Consider the following 17,118-nt stretch of genomic DNA (forward strand, 5'->3'; position numbering starts at 1 on the left):
CTCACCTTCTCTATCATTTGTACTATTTATATACACTATCCTTGTTAAATTTAATCTTTATGCGTACACCACTACCATGAGTGCTATCTATCGAAACAGAACCGTGTAATCCCCTTACTCTAGCAATAACTCCCGGTATACCTATGGTTGATCTCAAATCTCCTACTTGTTTCCCAATCCCCATGCCAATCCCGTCATCAACATAATATAAGCAAAGGTAATTGTTTTGCTCAAATAGCCTTAATTTTACTACTGTAGCTTGTGAATGTTTTATCGCATTATTTAATAACTCTTGTGTAACTCTATATATACAATGACTGATTTCTGAATTATATATACGCAACTCTTTCTCAATTTTATAATCTAACAAGAAATTTGCTTCTCGATTAATCTTTTTGATTAAATTTAATAACGCTTTTTCTAATCCTAATTCTTCTAAAAATGGAGGCCTGAGATTATTACATGTTTCTCGTGTTATATATATGTGATCCATTATTTGTTCACGTATTTGCCGTAAGGTCACTTTAAATTCTTCATTAGTCTCTTTTTTTTCACGTACCTCTATTTTTCTATATAAGCGTAATTGATCTTGTAGAATGCCATCATGTATATCTCTTGACAAATTTTCACGTTCTTTTTCAGCAATCATAAAGGAAAATCGCGCATACTCTGCTGGATAATTAGTATCAAAATTTACATATTCTAGACTCTTTGCCAGTATTTCTATTTTCCGTAAACATTCAAATTGAAGGTTCGCATAGTTAGCAAGGGTCTCCAGCCATATAATTTCATCGATATTAAATTTTTTTCCCTTTGCTAATAGTACGACACGGTAGTCTGGTAATATAGCAATTATTATTACAGAATACCCTTCTATGTAAATGATAGAACCAATACCATAACTATTCCAATTAATTTTATGTAATTTGGATAAAGAAATACTTTGTTCTTTTTCAAAAAAACTTATTTTATTACTCATATTGTTGACTGAAATACATATAGGATTCGTAACGCTCAGAACATCTTTCACTTCTCTTTTAATAAACTTTATTATTTTTTTTACTTCATACTCTTTCTTTGTCTGATGCATAAAACGATTTAAGCTATTTGTATAATTTTTTTTATGATTATATAAAATTTTGCGAAAGGTAAAATCTAAATAGTCTTTCAAATAAATTGCTATTAATATACTAATATATATAAGAATACTGAATTGAATAACTTCTAGTAAACTCTCTCTTCTTTTTTCAAAAATAATTAAGTTAATTATAAATAAAACACCAGAAATTCCAAAAGAAATCAATAAATAGTATTGTAATCGATTTATAATTAAGTCAAAATCAAATTTTTTAAAAATTAATATATACAGGGAGTATACGGGGATAAAAATGAAGCATACTGCTGATAGTTCAAAGGTAATTAACTCTTTATCTAAAATTAAATTTGGTATAATAAATAAAACTATACGGGTAAATATCGTTGGGGTTATTATATGATACATTCTTTGTTTGTCACCTTTTTCATATGAAACTCGGTATTTAAGTAGGTTATTCCTATGCATTATATCAATAGTATCTATTTTTTTAACTCTCAAAAAGGTCTTTAATCTTATATTTTTATTTAGTTCTTTATTGTTAACCTTTCTAACAATGCCTCCTACCTGTATTCCGTTTTTTGCAGTCAAAGTATTTTCATAAATATATGTAGTATAATAAATTGAATTTGATTTTTTAACTTCAATACCCGTGAATGGATACCGAAAAATGGTGCTTAAAAAATAAGATAAAAGAACAAGAGATAAAATTAATAGTAACAGCTCATTTATATATTCTTTCAAATAATCCATTACAGATTCACCTATTTTAGTCCAAAAAAATATTTTTCAGCTGAATTATATCTAACATAATGAGAGAGAATAAAAGAATCATAGAATTCATAATTAAATACCAACTCCTTTTCATAAAATTAAAATATATTATGAACATTTTTCTTTTTAATAGAAAGAAAAATGACGATTTTCTACCATGTTTATTTCAACTATTTTAAAATTATTAATTATCTAATTTAAAAAGATCTCAATTCATGGAAGGAAAGCATTTGAATTATCATTTGTTAGGTGAAATTAAAGGAATACCATATACATAATATTTATATTGAGTGAAAATCCAGTTAATAATACACTTGCACTACTGATTTACCCACTACTGGAATTTTATAACATTCTTTCATCTTCCTGTATCTAACCGCCTCGCTTTTTGTGAACATTCTTTTTTTAAGACTTTTAGTTTTTAAATACGATATAAACCTCTAACTTTTTCTTTCTCCATGTAAGTTTTTTTAATATAGACAAATATTTAGAATTTTCAAAAATAACAGCTGAGCCAGCGATTTTAATAATTAAATATTAGCTTCAGAAATTTGGTTATAAATCTTTTATTTACTAGTACATTCATACTATATTCTCATTTATTTTTATTTCGTTTATACAGATATTTATACATTCCTATTATATAATATGGATATTTTTTAAAAGTTAAATTATTGTTTGTTTACGATGAAATTTGTGTAAATATCCCCTTATTTTGAATACACAAAAAAACCATGAGGATTAATCTTCATAGTTTTTAATTAATGTGTTATGAAAGATCGTAAAGACTGAAAGAAAATAAACTCCCATTCTCCATTAACCATCACAAATAAAAATCAACCACCCCCGCTACTTTCTCCTTACAACGCTCCCAAAAAGATAACTTCTCAAAAAACTCTTTCGTCATTTCTTTTGAATCATGAAAATCTTGGGCTAATGCTTCGTTCACTTCTGATACAATAGTTCCACCATGAATATACAAGTTCATTTCATCATTTATATTGAAGCTACGCGAAGTAAAGTTTGTTGTGCCAATAACGGTTAATTCATTATCAATAAGCATTAATTTACCATGGAACATTCCTTTTTTATACCCATATACAGTAATCCCATTATTAACAGCTTGACGTATATATGGATACGCTGCTTCTTTTATAAGAGGTAGATCTGGTTTATATGACCAAAGTATTTTTACTGTAACACCACGCTTTTGTGCTGCAATTAAAGCATTCATTGATTCTTTATTTTTCGCTATAAAATACGGCGTTGCAATTACAATTGAGTGCTGAGCTTGTTTTATTAGCTCTATATATTTTTTAGCAACGTAATGTCCATTGTAACTGACCATAGTATGCAATGTATTCCCTTTGCTAGCCTTATTTGTGCTCCTCTTTATATCCTCTTTCGTATCTCGTTTCCAATCTAAAGCAAATTGTTCCTCTAAATCTTTTGCTCCTTCTCCTTTAAGCCGCACATGATAGTCACGCCAATATCCAAATCGCTTATCTTTTCCTAAGTACTCATCTCCTATATTAAAACCACCCGTATAACCAATCTCTCCATCAATCGTCGTAATACGGCGATGATTGCGATGGTGAAGTGAATAAAACCCGAATGGTAATTCAGGTTTTCTACTATACGTAAAATGTACACCACTTTCCCGCAATACATTTATCATCTTTCTTTCAAATGATAAATCATTAATGCGATCCACTGATAAATAGACGTTTACTCCTTCTTTTGCCTTCTCTTTTAATAAATTTAAAAAAGTATGGCTACTTTTATCATCCGACAAAATAAAAAAATACGTGTAAATAGATTGCTTTGCTTCTCTTATGTCAGTAAATAGCTGTTTATAAAACGACTTCCCTTCTACATATAATTGAAAATCACTATAGTGAGGAGCATACTCTGTCGGCATATTTTTGCCAGCTTCCATTTTCCTTCCTAAGGTAACGTCAATATGCATCCAAATTAAAATAAAAACGAAAATAGCAATAATAATAGAAGTAACTCGCAATATTTTTTTAATCATTTTAATTTCCTTCCGCTCGTTTTCTTTCCTCCTTTCTATTTTGTCATTCAAATTTAGATTTCATGCTTCATACAAAAAAGGATGTGACTTTACATCACACCCTTTTTGTATTAAACAAAGTTTCTCGCATCATTATTTCTTCCAAATTTATAAATGGCAATTAAGAAGAACGCAATCGCAAAAGCGAATAAAATTAATATGTTTAAATACAACTCAGAGAACGGAATTCCTTGTTGTAATTTTGCTATCGTATCTAATAACCAACGCTGCGGAAGAAAATTAGCTACTTTTTGTACTGCATTTGGCATAATGTCGTACGGGAAATAACATCCAGCAAGCAAACATGTTGGTACTATCACTAAATTTTGCATTGCATTTGAAGCAGCTGAACTTTTTGAAAAAGACACAATGACTAATGATAAACCAATTGCAATTAAAGCGAATATCATAAGCACACCAATCATTACTATGAAAGGCATATTAATATTTGTATGAAAAACATTCGTCAGAAATAGTACTGCAATGACAATTTGCAATGTTAATATCATCATATTTACTGCCACATTGGATAATATAAATTTCTTTCCGTCAATTGGTGTTGATAATAATCTAAAATACGTTCTATTCTCTTTTTCTTTTAAAATAAATCCTGATAAGTTCACTGCTGAAAACAGCATAAACATAATAAGATAACCCATCGTTTGATTTGTCATATCTTTATTTTTCGAAGTATCTTCTAGCGTCTCCGTTTTCATTTTAAATGAACTTTTTTGATACCCTGCGTACATCTTATCAAATGCACTTTGATCTGTTCCTGCTACTTTACTAATAGCTGCTACATTATCAATATAATTGTATAAATATGATTTTATAAATCCTGTTACTTGATCACCTTTAATCGATGCAATTTCAACATGATCTGGTTTCCCTTCTCGAACGCTTTTTGAAAAACCAGAAGCTAATGTAATAACTCCATCAAGTTTTTTAGAAGTGAGTTTATCTTCTATTTCAGACTCCTTAACCTTACTCACATTCACATGATTTAATCCTTCCAAAAACTTTATCGTATCGTTTGCTATCGGCTCATTTTCTTTATTTACAATCCCGATATTTAACGTTCCTTGCCCTGCATTTCCGTATATCGAAAAAGAGATGAGCGTCCCGATTATTGGCAAACTAATAATAATCAATAACCCTTTTTTATTTTTCAAAAGTACAGATAACGTTTTTTGTATGAGCCATAAAATATCTTTCATACTATAGCCCCTCCCGTCTACGTAATGCAATAATTGCAATTAATAAAAAGAGTGCTGATATTCCAATATTTAAAGAAATGACTGGTAGTGCTGCCCCTACATCATTCGCATAAATAATTTTCATAACAGCTGTATTTGCCCACGTTAATGGTGATAAATTCGTAACGAAATTTTCTTCTATTACGAAATATGCACCGCCAAAAATAGAAGCTAATTGCACGACTACCATAATAATTGCTCTTGATGCTTCAGCTGTTTTCGTAATATATCCAATCCCTAAACCGAAGCTAATTGCTAGAAAGACTTCTGTTAATAAAATAAGAAATATGATTCCAAGGTGATCTCCCCAATTCGCTTGAAAGACAAATTTACTAAATAACATAACGAGTAATATGCACAGGGCATTTGCTACTAGACTACCAAGCACTTTCCCAATGAAAATTTCAGCCTTACTTATAGGTGCAGCAATAAGACGATCTCCTGTTTTACGTATTCGTTCTCCTCGAATTAGAAAACTTGCTCCCATCGCAGCATACAGCGCAATCATCGTCGTCATTACAACCGCATAGTAATCCATAGAACCCGGTTTATTCGCAGCTTGTAAAGATGTTTCTTTTATATAATCATTATGATTTCCATTTGAAATAACTGCGCTCACCTTACTAGGATCAACTTTTGCAACTTCGGCTGCTACATTGTACTTATCAACAAATGTTATAAGCATACCTTCCACAATACTTCCCTCAATACTACTTTTGTCACTTCCGTAAGTTTTTGCACCATCTTTATTTAATTCTACATAAGCAGCATATTTATTTTGCTTCACTGCTTCCTTCCCATCTATACCTTCAGAAGCTTTTTTAAAATGAATCCCCGATTTATCAACTTCTTTCGCAAATGCTTCAAATGCTTGAGAAAACGTGCTACTCGCTTCATCTTTATATAGCACCCGTATATCTTTAATTGAATGACTATCACTATTAAACGCATTACTTAATGCTGTACCTAACACAAGCATAAGCACAATCGGAAAAGCTAACATAAAAACTAAAGTTCTTACGTCTCTGAAATCTCTTTTCATATGCATAATTGCAATATTGAAGATGTTCAATTGATGAACCTCCCTTTACCTTTTCTTCATTTACTCTTTATTTATCTCGTAAGTTTCTTCCAGTTAACGTAAGGAATACCGTTTCTAAGTTAGGAGCCTGCTCCTCTAACGAACGGATTTCAATGTCATGATTGATGAAGTGCTGAACAATTTTATTTAAATTATTTAATCCTGCATCAGAATTTACTTTAATTACGTTCTCTTCAATTTGAACAGCTTTCACACCGTTTATCTCTTTTAATTTTTCTACATCTAAATTCTCTACCGATTTCACTTCAATCCAAATATCTTTCGTATCAGTAATAATCGCTTTTAACTGCTCTTTCGTTCCTTCTGCAATCACTTTACCGTGATCTACTATCGCTATTTTCGTACAAATCTCTTCTACCTCTTCCATATAGTGACTCGTATAAATAATCGTACTTCCCATTTCGTTTAATTTCCGAACAGACTGCAGGATATAATTTCTTGACTGTGGATCAATTCCAACTGTCGGCTCATCCATAATAATTAACTTCGGTCTATGAGCAATTGCACAAGCGATATTCAGTCTTCGCTTCATCCCACCAGAAAAGTTCTTTGGATAGCTTTTCTGTTTATCACTAAGTCCTACAAATTGAAGAGCTTCCTCGACCCTAGCTTTTAATTCAGCTCCCCGTAATCCGTACAATCCAGCAAAGAATTTCACATTTTCATAAGCTGTTAACTCTTCATAAATTGCAATATCTTGCGGAACAATACCGATATTCATCTTCGCAAATCGATTATGTTTCTTTATATTTTTTCCTAGTATGCTAATTTCACCTTCATTACTTCTTAACAAACCAGCAATCATGTTGATTGTCGTACTCTTACCAGCACCATTCGATCCTAAAAAGCCAAATATTTCTCCTTCTTTAATAGATAAAGACATATTATCAACTGCGATGAAATCACCAAATTTTTTCGTTAAATTTTTAATTTCTAAAGTATTCATCGTTTCACCCCTATTTCGGTTTCTCTGCTTTTAGTATAAACAAAAAGAATGAACCTGCTCAGTGCAGAAGTTCATTCTTTTCACATGAGATTATTCACTTTTTTCATATGAGATGATTCATCCTCATATCGGCAGCAACATTGTTACTGAAAAACCACTTGTTCCATCTACAATAATTTTACCATTTACAGACGCCGTTCGTTCCTCCATCCCCATAATCCCGAGACCTTTTTTAACAAGTGTTGCACCTTTTCCATTATCCTTCACTTGCACTTTCACCATCTTGTTAAGTACATGAATATCGATTGAAATGACTGTCGCATCAGCATATTTCATCGCATTTGTTAATGCCTCCGTAACATTTTCACCGATAATCTTCCACTGAATCGGCGAAATCATATCTAAATTCCCTTTATATACGAAAGGAATATTTATATCATGCTTACCGGCAAATTCCTCTATGAATAATTTCATACGATGAATGCCAATTTGCTCAGTTGGTGGCTTCATATTTTTTAATGTAATCCGAATGCTTTCAATACCATCTTTTGAAATATGAATTGCATTTTGTAATAACTCGGCAGATTTTTCTTTATCTATCCCCATTAATCTCTTTGCTGCTTCCATTTGAATGAGTGCCCCTGTCATCGAGTGGCCAATTTTATCATGAATTTCCTGTGATAACCGGTTTCTCTCTTCTAACTTAAATGTGTACTCCGATTGTCTTATATACTCTTTATTTTCATTTAAGCTTTTCGTCAGCCGCTGCATATCTTTTCGCATCTGATCATTTTGTGATTCAAGCTTTAATACGCGCGATATATACCGTTCTGCCATAGTTAATACGAGAAAGGAAAATGCAACAATTAATCCATATGTCATTCTAATACTTTCATTTGTAAAGATAATAGGAATCATCATAATGATAAAGAGTTGCCATCTCTTCTCTATATAACGGAATATAATTTCATATAAGTTCAATGGTAAAAACAATATAAAGAACGAATGAATCTTCCATGTAAATAACATAACTAAGCCAATCGATACAGAAGTTAATATGTTTTTGTACGTATCTTTTTTACATATAGAAATTAGCACGTTTACAGAAAGATATAAAAGCAAAGTAAGTATAATCCATGGTAAGTTCGCAACATTTAAATACATGTAACTAAACACAATATATATAAAGACAATTAATTTACTTACAATTAACCAAAATTCCATATCTTTAATCTACTTTCCCTGTTAAATAATAAATCGCGATTTGTGTACGATGTTCCAGTCCAGTTTTCCCTAAAACTGACGTAATATAATTTGCAATTGTTCCTTCTGATATGAAAAGTTGCTTCGAGATTTCTTTATTCGAAAAGCCTTTTGCAATTAATGCGATAATACTCAGCTCTCTTTCAGTAAAAAGACTTTTATCTATTTTACATTCTTCCTCTTTACTTTCCATTAAATTAGACTTAATTTTATCGAGAACTATATCTTGCATAACGGTTTGGCCGTTATATACTCCTTTTATCGCATCACGAATACGCTCTGGATCATTATTTTTTAATAAATAACCTTTCGCTCCGTTCTTCACTGCGTCCAAAATATATTCATCATCATCGAACGTCGTTAAAATTAGCGGCTTCGTTTTCGTCTCTTCACAAATGACTTTCGTCGCCTCTACCCCGTTCATATTTGGCATGCGAACATCTAAAAGGGCGATATCAACGTCGTTCTTTTTGCAATATTCCACTGCTTCTTTCCCATCATTTACTGTATCTACTACTTCGAACTCTTCATATGTATTTAAAATAATTTTCATGCCTTCTCTAATAAAAGAGTTATCATCTGCTATTAATATTTTAATTTTCATGTTTGTTAGTATGGACCTTCCCCTACTAACATTCACATCCTTTCTTCCCGTAACATTTCTTACTTGCTCATTATATACTTCTCTTTACCATTTTTTCACACCTTTTTTCATCTAGCCCCCTTCCTAAAAATATATTATTCTTTTTTTACAACATGTGTAGGGTGACTTATCATTCTTTACGTCTATATAATAGAATGCGTCAAAAAGGAGGGAGAGACCCATTGAGGAAAAACAATTAATTGAAAAAGCACAGCAAGGAAGCGAACATGCTTTTCGTATCCTTGTGCAAACATATCGTCATTATATTTTTCAAGTTATCTTTTCTATTTTAAGACATGAAGAAGATGCGAAAGATGTTACACAAGAAGTATTCGTAAAAATTCACGCCTCTCTCCCAAATTATCAATTTCGCGGATTAAAAACGTGGATGGCGCGTATTGCCACCAATCACGCTATTGATTATAAGAGAAAGAAAGCTAGAGAAAACGAAGAGCTCTCTTTATGTAAAGAAACTGAGGAAAATATAAAATCCTCTCATAATATTGAGACTTTATTATTGACGAAAGAGCAAAAATTACTCATTGCTCAAAAACTGAGAGAACTTCCCAATAATTACCGTGACGTCGTTCTCGCACATTACTTAGAAGAAAAAAGCTATCAAGAAATTGCTTTACAGGAAAACATCGAAGTGAAAACAGTTGAAATGAAACTGTATCGGGCAAGAAAATGGATTAAAAAACATTGGAAGGAGGAAGAGTTTCTATGATGCATTATTCAAAAGAAGATTGGCGCAATTATACATTAAATGTTATAGAAAGCAATGAACGTGAATCTATGGAAGAACATCTTTATGAATGTGATCATTGTTTAGCACTTTATATGGAAAGTATTGATGAACAACAGGAAAACCTTCCAATGATAAATGATGATTCATTTACGAACGAAGTTATGACGCAAATTAATTTTGAAACGCTACAACCTAATGAAAATATAAAAACAAACTCACTAAAGCGCACCATCGTTCACTACATAATTGCGACCGCGGCTACAATTATTTTTATGGTAAGTGGTTTATTCCAATATATTTTCACAGCGACATCAAATTTCGAGAAATCTTCAAAACATAACGAGTCTTCTATCTCACAACAAATTGTAAACAAATCGGTAGACACATCAAAAAAGGACGGAGGTTCAAAGCATGAATAAAAATCCCTTTTTAGCACTTGTATTAGGGCTAATTCCTGGGCTTGGACATTTATATTTAAAGAAATTTGGACGGTTTATTTTATATAGCGGGGGAGCTTTATTTCTATTTATCTTCGCAGTATTTTGTACAGTAGAATTAGGAGAGCGCACCATTGCTTTTCTTTCCCTATTTTTACTAGCTGTTTTATGGGTAATTAACTTACTAGATTTAGTTATCACCATTATAAACCAAACGAAAAAACAAGAAGCTGGAGAATTGACAGATTCCTCTAAAGAAAGCGAACGATTTTACATCATTCTTCTATCAATCATTCCTGGACTTGGACATTTTCAACTAGGACTTATGCAACGTGGACTTACATTTTTAGTAGCTTGTACAGGAATTGGAAGTATGATCATTTTCGTTGCCCTTTTAACATCTCAAGAAAGTTTTCTTATCTTTCTCGTGACATTACCTGTTTTATGGATTTACAATTTCTTCGATGTTGTTCAGCAACTACAGAAAAAAGAACGTGGTGAGCAATTAGTTGATCGTACTATTTTCGAAGATTTTGAAGAACATCGTGAACAAGGAAAGAAAAGTAAAACATTCGCTTCTATTTTAGCGATGTTCCCTGGAGCAGGACATATGTATTTAGGTTTACAACGCCGCGGTCTTCAGCTTATGGCAGCCTTTTTACTATCTATTTATTTACTCGACTTATTAAGACTTTCTGCATTTTTATTTTTAGTGCCAATCATTTGGTTCTATAGCTTTTTTGATGCTTTACAGCAAACTGCAAAATATGGAAAAGAACGTGTAAATGATGAACCTATCATTGATTATTTTATCAATCATCAAAGGTGGATCGGTATTGGATTAATTACACTCGGTGGTTATTATTTATTAGATCAAACAGTCCTTCCTATTTTGAATGATTACTTCGCAACTATATTTAACATTCATCTTAGCGAGCTGTATTATCGCTATTTCCAAACATCTATCGTTGCACTCCTCTTAATTGGTGGCGGCTTTAAATTGTTACTTGGAAATAAAGAAAATAAAGGTGGTACGAAAGAATGAGAACATGGCGCGTTGGAACATTTTCAATGGGGCTTTCTATTATTGCATTAGGTTGCTTCTTACTATTTTCAGTTATAAAAGGTACTGAGGTATTAGATTCTTTAACAGCATGGTGGCCTGTTTTACTTATTATACTTGGCGCGGAAATTTTACTTTACCTTCTATTTTCTAAGAAGGAACAATCATTTATTAAATATGATATTTTTAGTATTTTCTTTATCGGTGTTTTAGGAAGTGTTGGCATTGCTTTTTACTGTTTATTATCAACTGGATTGCTAGAAGAAGTTCGCTACGCCATTCATACAACTAGACAAACGAACACGATTCCAGAAAGCAAACTTAGCATTCCTGAATCTATCAATAAAATTGTCGTAGATGCAGGTACAGACAACCATCCTCTAACGATAGACGGAAGAAACTCAAATGAAGTTAGCCTTCTTGGAACATACGAAATGACAACAAAAGGAAATGAAAAACCAAATTTAAAACAAGAAGATTTTCTTTCAGTTCAAACGACCGGAGAAACAATGTATATAACATTAAAGTCGTTACCGTTTCATCAAAGACTGTTTGGTCATGAACCACGCGTAAAGCCGACACTTGTACTACCGCAAACGAAACATGTAGAAATTCGTGCTTCTAATCGCGATCTTTCTCTTTATCCAGGTCAATTACAAAACAATTGGTTTGTACAAGAAAGCTCAGGTGTATCTGTTCATTTAATAAAAGAAAGTGACATCTCTCTAACAGCAGTAACAAACCAAAAAGAAGCTATCGGAAATACACCTTGGGAACAAGTAGAAGATTTAACGAAAAAAGAAAATAATTCTTCAGAAGAAAATCCAGAATTCAACGGGCAAGAACATTGGTATAAAAATTCTATTAAAACTGGAAATGGAACGTACAAGTTAAATATTGAGAAAGCTTACAATTTAAATATGAGCGTTATTGAAAAATAAAAAAAACCTTCCGCAATTGCGGAAGGTTTTTCTCATATAATCGCTTTAATTCCCTCTAACACTAAGCCAATCATAAATCCGCAAACAGCTCCGTTTACTCGGATCCATTGCAAATCTTTACCGACGTTATTTTCAATCATTTCAATTAACGTTTTATCATCTAACTTATCAAGATTTTCTTGCACAAGCTTTCCGATTTTCGAATGGTTATTCTCAACAAGCTTCACAACTTGTTTTTGTAACCAATCTTCTATTTTTTGAACAGTCACTTCGTCATCTTTTATTTTATTCATTTGTTTTTGTAAAAATGGAATAACATACTTATCCGCAAATTCTTCATTGTTTACAAAGGCAACTGCTTTTTGCTGCACTTGTTCCAGCATCTCTTTAATTTTGTCAGTAGCGTTCCAATTGGCAATCCATTTTTCTTTCCAATTTTCTAATTCTTGTAGTAAAGCTTCATTTTCTTTTACATTTATTATTTCTTGACGAATTTTCGCTAATATAAGTTGTCTCGTGCTATTATCAGCATCTTGTAAGCTGCTAATATTACTAATAATAAACTTCTGCAAAATACCGCCAATTTTATCTTCATCTACAATATTCATAAATGATTTCAAAGTAAACTGCAAGAATCCATCTACTTTTATATTTTCCATCGCCTTCATACCTAAGCTTCCGAGTTGGTAACGCGCTTCATCTTGCGCTGTCCAGTCTTTCACTTTTACTAATATGTAATCAAGTGTCTTTTCATCATATTCTTGCACAACTAATTGATCAACAAGCACTTGTAAAATGTTACTTGTATTCATTGTATGCAAATATGTTTTTAATTCTTTTTCAATAATAACCGCTAATTTTTCCGTATCTATTGAAACAATCGCTTTCTCCGCAATCGTTACAATCCCTTTTTTCACAGCATCAGACTGCATTTCTCTCTCTGCAATTTGCAGCACCATTTGTGCTAGTTGCATTTCTTTTACTTTATTCGTAATACTTTCTTTCGTTAGCCACTCATTTTCTAACGTATTGATGAGCCCTTTCGTTACTCGTTTACGGTTTTTCGGTAACAAAGCTGTATGCGGAATTGGAATTCCCATCGGGTGACGGAATAATGCTGTAACTGCGAACCAATCCGCAAGTCCACCAACTAACCCAGCTTCAAATCCACCTTGAATAATCTCACCAGCTACCGTCCCTTGAAAAGGAATAGAAGCCGCAAAACCTACTCCCATAACCCCAAGCGAAATACCCGCTATATATTTAGTCTGTAATGACATCGTATACACATCCTCTTATTATGTAAAATAAAGCTTTTTTGTTATATTTATTCGATCTTAGTAATCCTTTATATCTATACTATAAAGAACATATGTGAAAATAACAAAGATTTTTATGTACATGAAAAAATGAGACTATAACTAGCCTCATTTTCCTTACAGTATTAATTCTAAACCTTTCTTATAATACCCATTCATCACATCTTCTGGAACCATACTACCGCCAGTTCCCCACACAATATGAGTACCTTCCTTCATCTTCTCTGTTAACTGTTGTTTTTGTAAATAATCATCTTCTGCACATACTTTCACTGGTCCTATCATACCGGCTAATGCAGAAGGCTCTAAATAAATCTTTTCCGTATCAGCTAGTTCTTTTAATAATCTATATAACTCTTCATCACTTACTGTGTAATTTCCACTCAAAAATGGTTCTATCGTTTTACCGACAAATCCAGACGGTCTTCCTACCGCTAGTCCGTCCGCGTCTGTTACATTATCAATCCCGATATCTTGAACGGCAATTTTATCATGAAGTCCTGTCATTAAACCGAGTAACATGCATGGAGAATGCGTAGGCTCGGCAAAGAAACAGTGTACGTTGTCTTTATACAATAACTTTAAACCAAATGCGACTCCGCCAGGCCCGCCCCCTACTCCGCATGGTAGATAAACGAATAAAGGATGTTCTTCATCCACTACAATCTCTAACTCTTCTAATTGTTTTTGTAAACGCGATGCTGCTACTGCGTATCCTAAAAATAAATCATGTGAGTTTTCATCATCTACAAAATAACAGCTAGGATCTGCATCTGCTTGCCTTCTTCCTTCTTCTACAGCTTTACTATAATCAGCTTCATATTCAATAACATTTACACCTTTGCTTCTTAATAAATCTTTTTTCCATTGTTTCGCATCTGCTGACATATGAACCGTTACGTTAAAACCTAGTTTCGCACTCATAATCCCAATGCTTAGCCCTAAATTCCCTGTTGAACCGACCGCAATTGAATATTTGGCAAAAAACTCTCTACATGTATCACTATCTAAAATGGAATAATCATCTTCTTCTGTTAACATACCTTGCTGCAAAGCTAATTGTTCAGCATGTTTCAACACTTCATAAATGCCGCCTCTAGCTTTAATTGACCCTGATATCGGAAGATGACTATCACATTTTAATAATAATTCCCCTAAAATAGGTTGCTTGTAATGTTTCTCTAAAGCTTGTTTCATTGAAGGGATTTTTAGTAAGGGTGATTCAATTATGCCGTTAGTCTCTTTCGTTTCAGGAAAAACTTTCGCAATATATGGTGCAAAACGCTTTAATCTCTCTTCCGCACCTTTTACATTCTCTTCATTCAGTGGCGAATCTTTTATTGCCGTTTCATACTTTTCCATGTTCGGATTCACCCAAAACACTTCTTCTGTTGCGATTAATTTATTTAAGAGTGGATATCCCTCTTTTAATTTCTCTATTCCCTTCATTTCTCTTCCTCCTCATCACCTTGTAGCTTACGATTTAATAAATTATAATTAAATTAATTTTAATATAGTTTAACATAAATTTTTCACTTTAGTTAATTTTAATTTAATTTATTTAAATATAATTTAATAATTAGTAAGGAGATTTTCATTATGGAAAATATAGATATTGGTAAAAAAATTGAAAAACAAAGAAAAGAAAAAGGTTTAACGAGTAAAGAACTTGCAAAGATGGCTGATATTACACCATCTATGTTAAGTCAAATTGAGCGTGGATCTGCTAACCCTTCTATCCAAACATTAAAAGTACTCGCTAAAGCTCTTGATGTTCCAACATTTAGCTTTTTACTTGAAGATACCAATACAGACGATTTAATTGTACGTTCTCATAAGCGCAAAAAAATGATTATCGATAATTTATCATATGAAATGCTATCACCTGATTTCACAGGAAATTTAGCAACAGCAATTATGACCGTCCCGCCGAATACAGCTTCATCAGAAAATGTGCTAGAACATAAAGGTGAAGAATTAGCATTTGTATTAGAAGGGAAAATCACATTACATTTAAATGAAGAAGAATACATATTAGAAACGGGTGATAGCGTAAAAATACCCGCTTATTTAAAACATAAATGGGTAAATCAATTCGAGAAAAATGCCATTGTTTTATTTTCTGTTACTCCGCCGATTTTTTAATAGATGTAATAAAAATAGCCACGTGCGGATTCCTCCGTACATGGCTATTTTTATCTTTTCGGCACGAACAAAATCCCTAAACTCATAACAAAAAAACTTAGTATTTGCTGCATCGATAAACCAAATAGAACTGAATTCTGTTCACTAACAAGCGAAATAATAATATGAGCAAACCCCTCAATAATTAGAAAAACACTTATATTCTTTCCATTTCCAAGTCTTTCATTTTTCATCCATAACAAGCCCACTATACAAAGAGCCAGGATGATCTCATATACGAATATAGGATGATATAAAAATTTAGATTCATATATTTTCACACCCCAAGGCAATGTCGTTTGTACACCTATTTTGTGGTGGAATAGAAAATAAAAAATAATACTCATACAAAACCCAATAGGCAATGCATCAAGTAAAATACGAAGCGAAAATTTCTCCTTTTTACTTTTCCAAACAATGTATACACTTGCAATTATGCATCCTACTACAATGTGTTTCATACTTCCTATAGCTAATATCGCTTGCAATGGCGACCTAATGGCCCATACTGGATTTAAAAACGCCGGTGCAAATTTCCATACAAATACGATGATAAAAAAAGCATTTGTTACTGCATCCATCATTTTTTCATATGGTACACTTTGTTTCTTCATCTTTCGTTTCATCAATATAAATCCAATTAAACTTCCAATTATAAGAGATACGGGTTGTAACCTCACGATCCACTCCATTAATACAAAATCCCCTCTTTAACTCTCAATTAATTTCTTAAATTTCTCTTCTAATTGATCTGGAGGTAATACGCCTCGTACTTGCTCTACAATAATTCCATCTTTATTAACAAAAAACGTCGTTGGTAAAGAAAATACTTTATAATCTAATCCAGCTACTCCGTCCATATCTAGTAAAACAGGAAACTGAAATCCATGACGATCTGCAAAAGCGCTCGCTTCTTGCACTGGATCTCCTATTGTTGCATTTACCGCAAAGATTTCAACATCCTTTTTATATTTATCATACATACGAACTAAGTCAGGTGCCTCCATTTCACATGGACCACACCATGATGCCCAAAAATTAATAAGATATGGTTTACCTTTTGCATCATTTAACGAATACAGCTTCCCGTCTAATCCTTTTAATGTTATGTCTGGTGCTTTAAATCCTACTTGTGGTAATACTTCTGTTTTCTGTAATTCCGCTTGTTTCGCTTTTCTTTCTTTTTCTTCTTTCTTTGCATTATAAAAATTAACTCCGGCCCAAATTAGTGCTCCGGCTAGTATAATAGCAATTAGTTTCTTCACTTTTCTTCCT

The 17,118-nt window shown here is 32.4% G+C and carries 16 protein-coding genes; 5 read left to right on the forward strand and 11 right to left on the reverse strand.

Features of this window, described 5'->3' with window-relative positions; genetic code table 11:
- Positions 1-22: 22 nt before the first annotated feature.
- The 7 genes from ACTFNE_RS14295 to ACTFNE_RS14325 form a co-directional block, all read right to left on the reverse strand.
- Entirely contained in the window at positions 23-1,846 is a 1,824-nt protein-coding gene (locus ACTFNE_RS14295; RefSeq protein ID WP_046197741.1) for a sensor histidine kinase, read from the reverse strand.
- A gap of 844 nt (positions 1,847-2,690) precedes the next feature.
- Entirely contained in the window at positions 2,691-3,902 is a 1,212-nt protein-coding gene (gene cls, locus ACTFNE_RS14300; RefSeq protein ID WP_046197742.1) for a cardiolipin synthase, read from the reverse strand.
- A 110-nt stretch (positions 3,903-4,012) separates the two neighbouring features.
- Positions 4,013-5,158, reverse strand: coding sequence for an ABC transporter permease (locus ACTFNE_RS14305; protein ID WP_046197743.1), 1,146 nt, complete (start codon positions 5,156-5,158; stop codon positions 4,013-4,015).
- 1 nt (position 5,159) lies between these two features.
- Positions 5,160-6,269 (reverse strand): ABC transporter permease, encoded by a 1,110-nt coding sequence (locus ACTFNE_RS14310; RefSeq protein WP_270704787.1) that lies wholly within the window; start codon positions 6,267-6,269, stop codon positions 5,160-5,162.
- A 37-nt stretch (positions 6,270-6,306) separates the two neighbouring features.
- On the reverse strand, positions 6,307-7,245 hold the full coding sequence (locus ACTFNE_RS14315; protein WP_001093819.1) for an ABC transporter ATP-binding protein: 939 nt from the start codon (positions 7,243-7,245) through the stop codon (positions 6,307-6,309).
- 123 nt (positions 7,246-7,368) lie between these two features.
- On the reverse strand, positions 7,369-8,469 hold the full coding sequence (locus tag ACTFNE_RS14320; RefSeq protein ID WP_270704788.1) for a sensor histidine kinase: 1,101 nt from the start codon (positions 8,467-8,469) through the stop codon (positions 7,369-7,371).
- Between the two features lie 4 nt (positions 8,470-8,473).
- The gene (locus ACTFNE_RS14325; protein WP_270704789.1) at positions 8,474-9,112 is read right to left on the reverse strand and encodes a response regulator transcription factor; all 639 of its coding nucleotides are present in this window, start codon (positions 9,110-9,112) and stop codon (positions 8,474-8,476) included.
- Positions 9,113-9,395: 283 nt separating this feature from the next.
- Between ACTFNE_RS14325 and ACTFNE_RS14330 the strand changes: the two genes are divergently transcribed.
- From ACTFNE_RS14330 to exsE, 4 genes are read left to right on the forward strand one after another with little or no spacing between them, the layout of a single operon-like run.
- Positions 9,396-9,878 (forward strand): RNA polymerase sigma factor, encoded by a 483-nt coding sequence (locus tag ACTFNE_RS14330; protein ID WP_333563679.1) that lies wholly within the window; start codon positions 9,396-9,398, stop codon positions 9,876-9,878.
- Entirely contained in the window at positions 9,875-10,318 is a 444-nt protein-coding gene (locus ACTFNE_RS14335; RefSeq protein WP_000972367.1) for a hypothetical protein, read from the forward strand. Before ACTFNE_RS14330 ends, ACTFNE_RS14335 begins: the two co-directional genes overlap by 4 nt.
- Positions 10,311-11,381 (forward strand): hypothetical protein, encoded by a 1,071-nt coding sequence (locus ACTFNE_RS14340; protein ID WP_270704790.1) that lies wholly within the window; start codon positions 10,311-10,313, stop codon positions 11,379-11,381. Before ACTFNE_RS14335 ends, ACTFNE_RS14340 begins: the two co-directional genes overlap by 8 nt.
- Positions 11,378-12,340, forward strand: a complete 963-nt coding sequence (gene exsE / locus ACTFNE_RS14345; RefSeq protein ID WP_270704791.1) for an exosporium protein ExsE — start codon at positions 11,378-11,380, stop codon at positions 12,338-12,340. The genes ACTFNE_RS14340 and exsE overlap by 4 nt, the downstream gene beginning before the upstream one ends.
- Positions 12,341-12,372: 32 nt before the next feature.
- On the opposite strand, the gene ACTFNE_RS14350 is transcribed toward exsE, so the two are convergent.
- Entirely contained in the window at positions 12,373-13,620 is a 1,248-nt protein-coding gene (locus ACTFNE_RS14350) for a DUF445 domain-containing protein (RefSeq protein WP_000058329.1), read from the reverse strand.
- Between the two features lie 156 nt (positions 13,621-13,776).
- Complete coding sequence (locus ACTFNE_RS14355) at positions 13,777-15,108, reverse strand: D-serine ammonia-lyase (RefSeq protein ID WP_270704792.1); 1,332 nt, start codon at positions 15,106-15,108, stop codon at positions 13,777-13,779.
- 150 nt (positions 15,109-15,258) lie between these two features.
- On the opposite strand from ACTFNE_RS14355, the gene ACTFNE_RS14360 reads away from it, so the two are divergent.
- Positions 15,259-15,804 (forward strand): helix-turn-helix domain-containing protein, encoded by a 546-nt coding sequence (locus ACTFNE_RS14360; protein ID WP_000427640.1) that lies wholly within the window; start codon positions 15,259-15,261, stop codon positions 15,802-15,804.
- A gap of 50 nt (positions 15,805-15,854) precedes the next feature.
- Here ACTFNE_RS14360 and ACTFNE_RS14365 read toward each other — a convergent pair whose 3' ends face one another.
- Positions 15,855-16,535, reverse strand: coding sequence for a prolipoprotein diacylglyceryl transferase family protein (locus ACTFNE_RS14365; protein ID WP_270704793.1), 681 nt, complete (start codon positions 16,533-16,535; stop codon positions 15,855-15,857).
- Between the two features lie 18 nt (positions 16,536-16,553).
- Positions 16,554-17,108 carry a TlpA family protein disulfide reductase gene (locus ACTFNE_RS14370; RefSeq protein WP_046197751.1) on the reverse strand — a complete coding sequence of 185 codons (555 nt, stop codon included), beginning with the start codon at positions 17,106-17,108 and terminating at the stop codon, positions 16,554-16,556.
- Positions 17,109-17,118: the final 10 nt, after the last annotated feature.

This window comes from Bacillus cereus group sp. MYBKT111-2 (assembly GCF_051915205.1).
In the GTDB taxonomy this organism is placed as follows: Bacteria; Bacillota; Bacilli; order Bacillales; family Bacillaceae_G; genus Bacillus_A; species Bacillus_A paranthracis.

What these genes read in the sequence shown, in the direction of transcription:
- ACTFNE_RS14335 (WP_000972367.1), top strand. Translation starts at nt 9,875, where the DNA reads ATGATGCATTATTCAAAAGAAGATTGGCGCAATTATACATTAAATGTT.
- ACTFNE_RS14365 (WP_270704793.1), bottom strand. Translation starts at nt 16,535, where the DNA reads ATGGAGTGGATCGTGAGGTTACAACCCGTATCTCTTATAATTGGAAGT.
- ACTFNE_RS14325 (WP_270704789.1), bottom strand. Translation starts at nt 9,112, where the DNA reads ATGAAAATTAAAATATTAATAGCAGATGATAACTCTTTTATTAGAGAA.
- ACTFNE_RS14350 (WP_000058329.1), bottom strand. Translation starts at nt 13,620, where the DNA reads ATGTCATTACAGACTAAATATATAGCGGGTATTTCGCTTGGGGTTATG.
- ACTFNE_RS14360 (WP_000427640.1), top strand. Translation starts at nt 15,259, where the DNA reads ATGGAAAATATAGATATTGGTAAAAAAATTGAAAAACAAAGAAAAGAA.
- ACTFNE_RS14315 (WP_001093819.1), bottom strand. Translation starts at nt 7,245, where the DNA reads ATGAATACTTTAGAAATTAAAAATTTAACGAAAAAATTTGGTGATTTC.
- ACTFNE_RS14340 (WP_270704790.1), top strand. Translation starts at nt 10,311, where the DNA reads ATGAATAAAAATCCCTTTTTAGCACTTGTATTAGGGCTAATTCCTGGG.
- ACTFNE_RS14320 (WP_270704788.1), bottom strand. Translation starts at nt 8,469, where the DNA reads ATGGAATTTTGGTTAATTGTAAGTAAATTAATTGTCTTTATATATATT.
- ACTFNE_RS14355 (WP_270704792.1), bottom strand. Translation starts at nt 15,108, where the DNA reads ATGAAGGGAATAGAGAAATTAAAAGAGGGATATCCACTCTTAAATAAA.
- exsE (WP_270704791.1), top strand. Translation starts at nt 11,378, where the DNA reads ATGAGAACATGGCGCGTTGGAACATTTTCAATGGGGCTTTCTATTATT.
- cls (WP_046197742.1), bottom strand. Translation starts at nt 3,902, where the DNA reads ATGATTAAAAAAATATTGCGAGTTACTTCTATTATTATTGCTATTTTC.
- ACTFNE_RS14305 (WP_046197743.1), bottom strand. Translation starts at nt 5,158, where the DNA reads ATGAAAGATATTTTATGGCTCATACAAAAAACGTTATCTGTACTTTTG.
- ACTFNE_RS14295 (WP_046197741.1), bottom strand. Translation starts at nt 1,846, where the DNA reads ATGGATTATTTGAAAGAATATATAAATGAGCTGTTACTATTAATTTTA.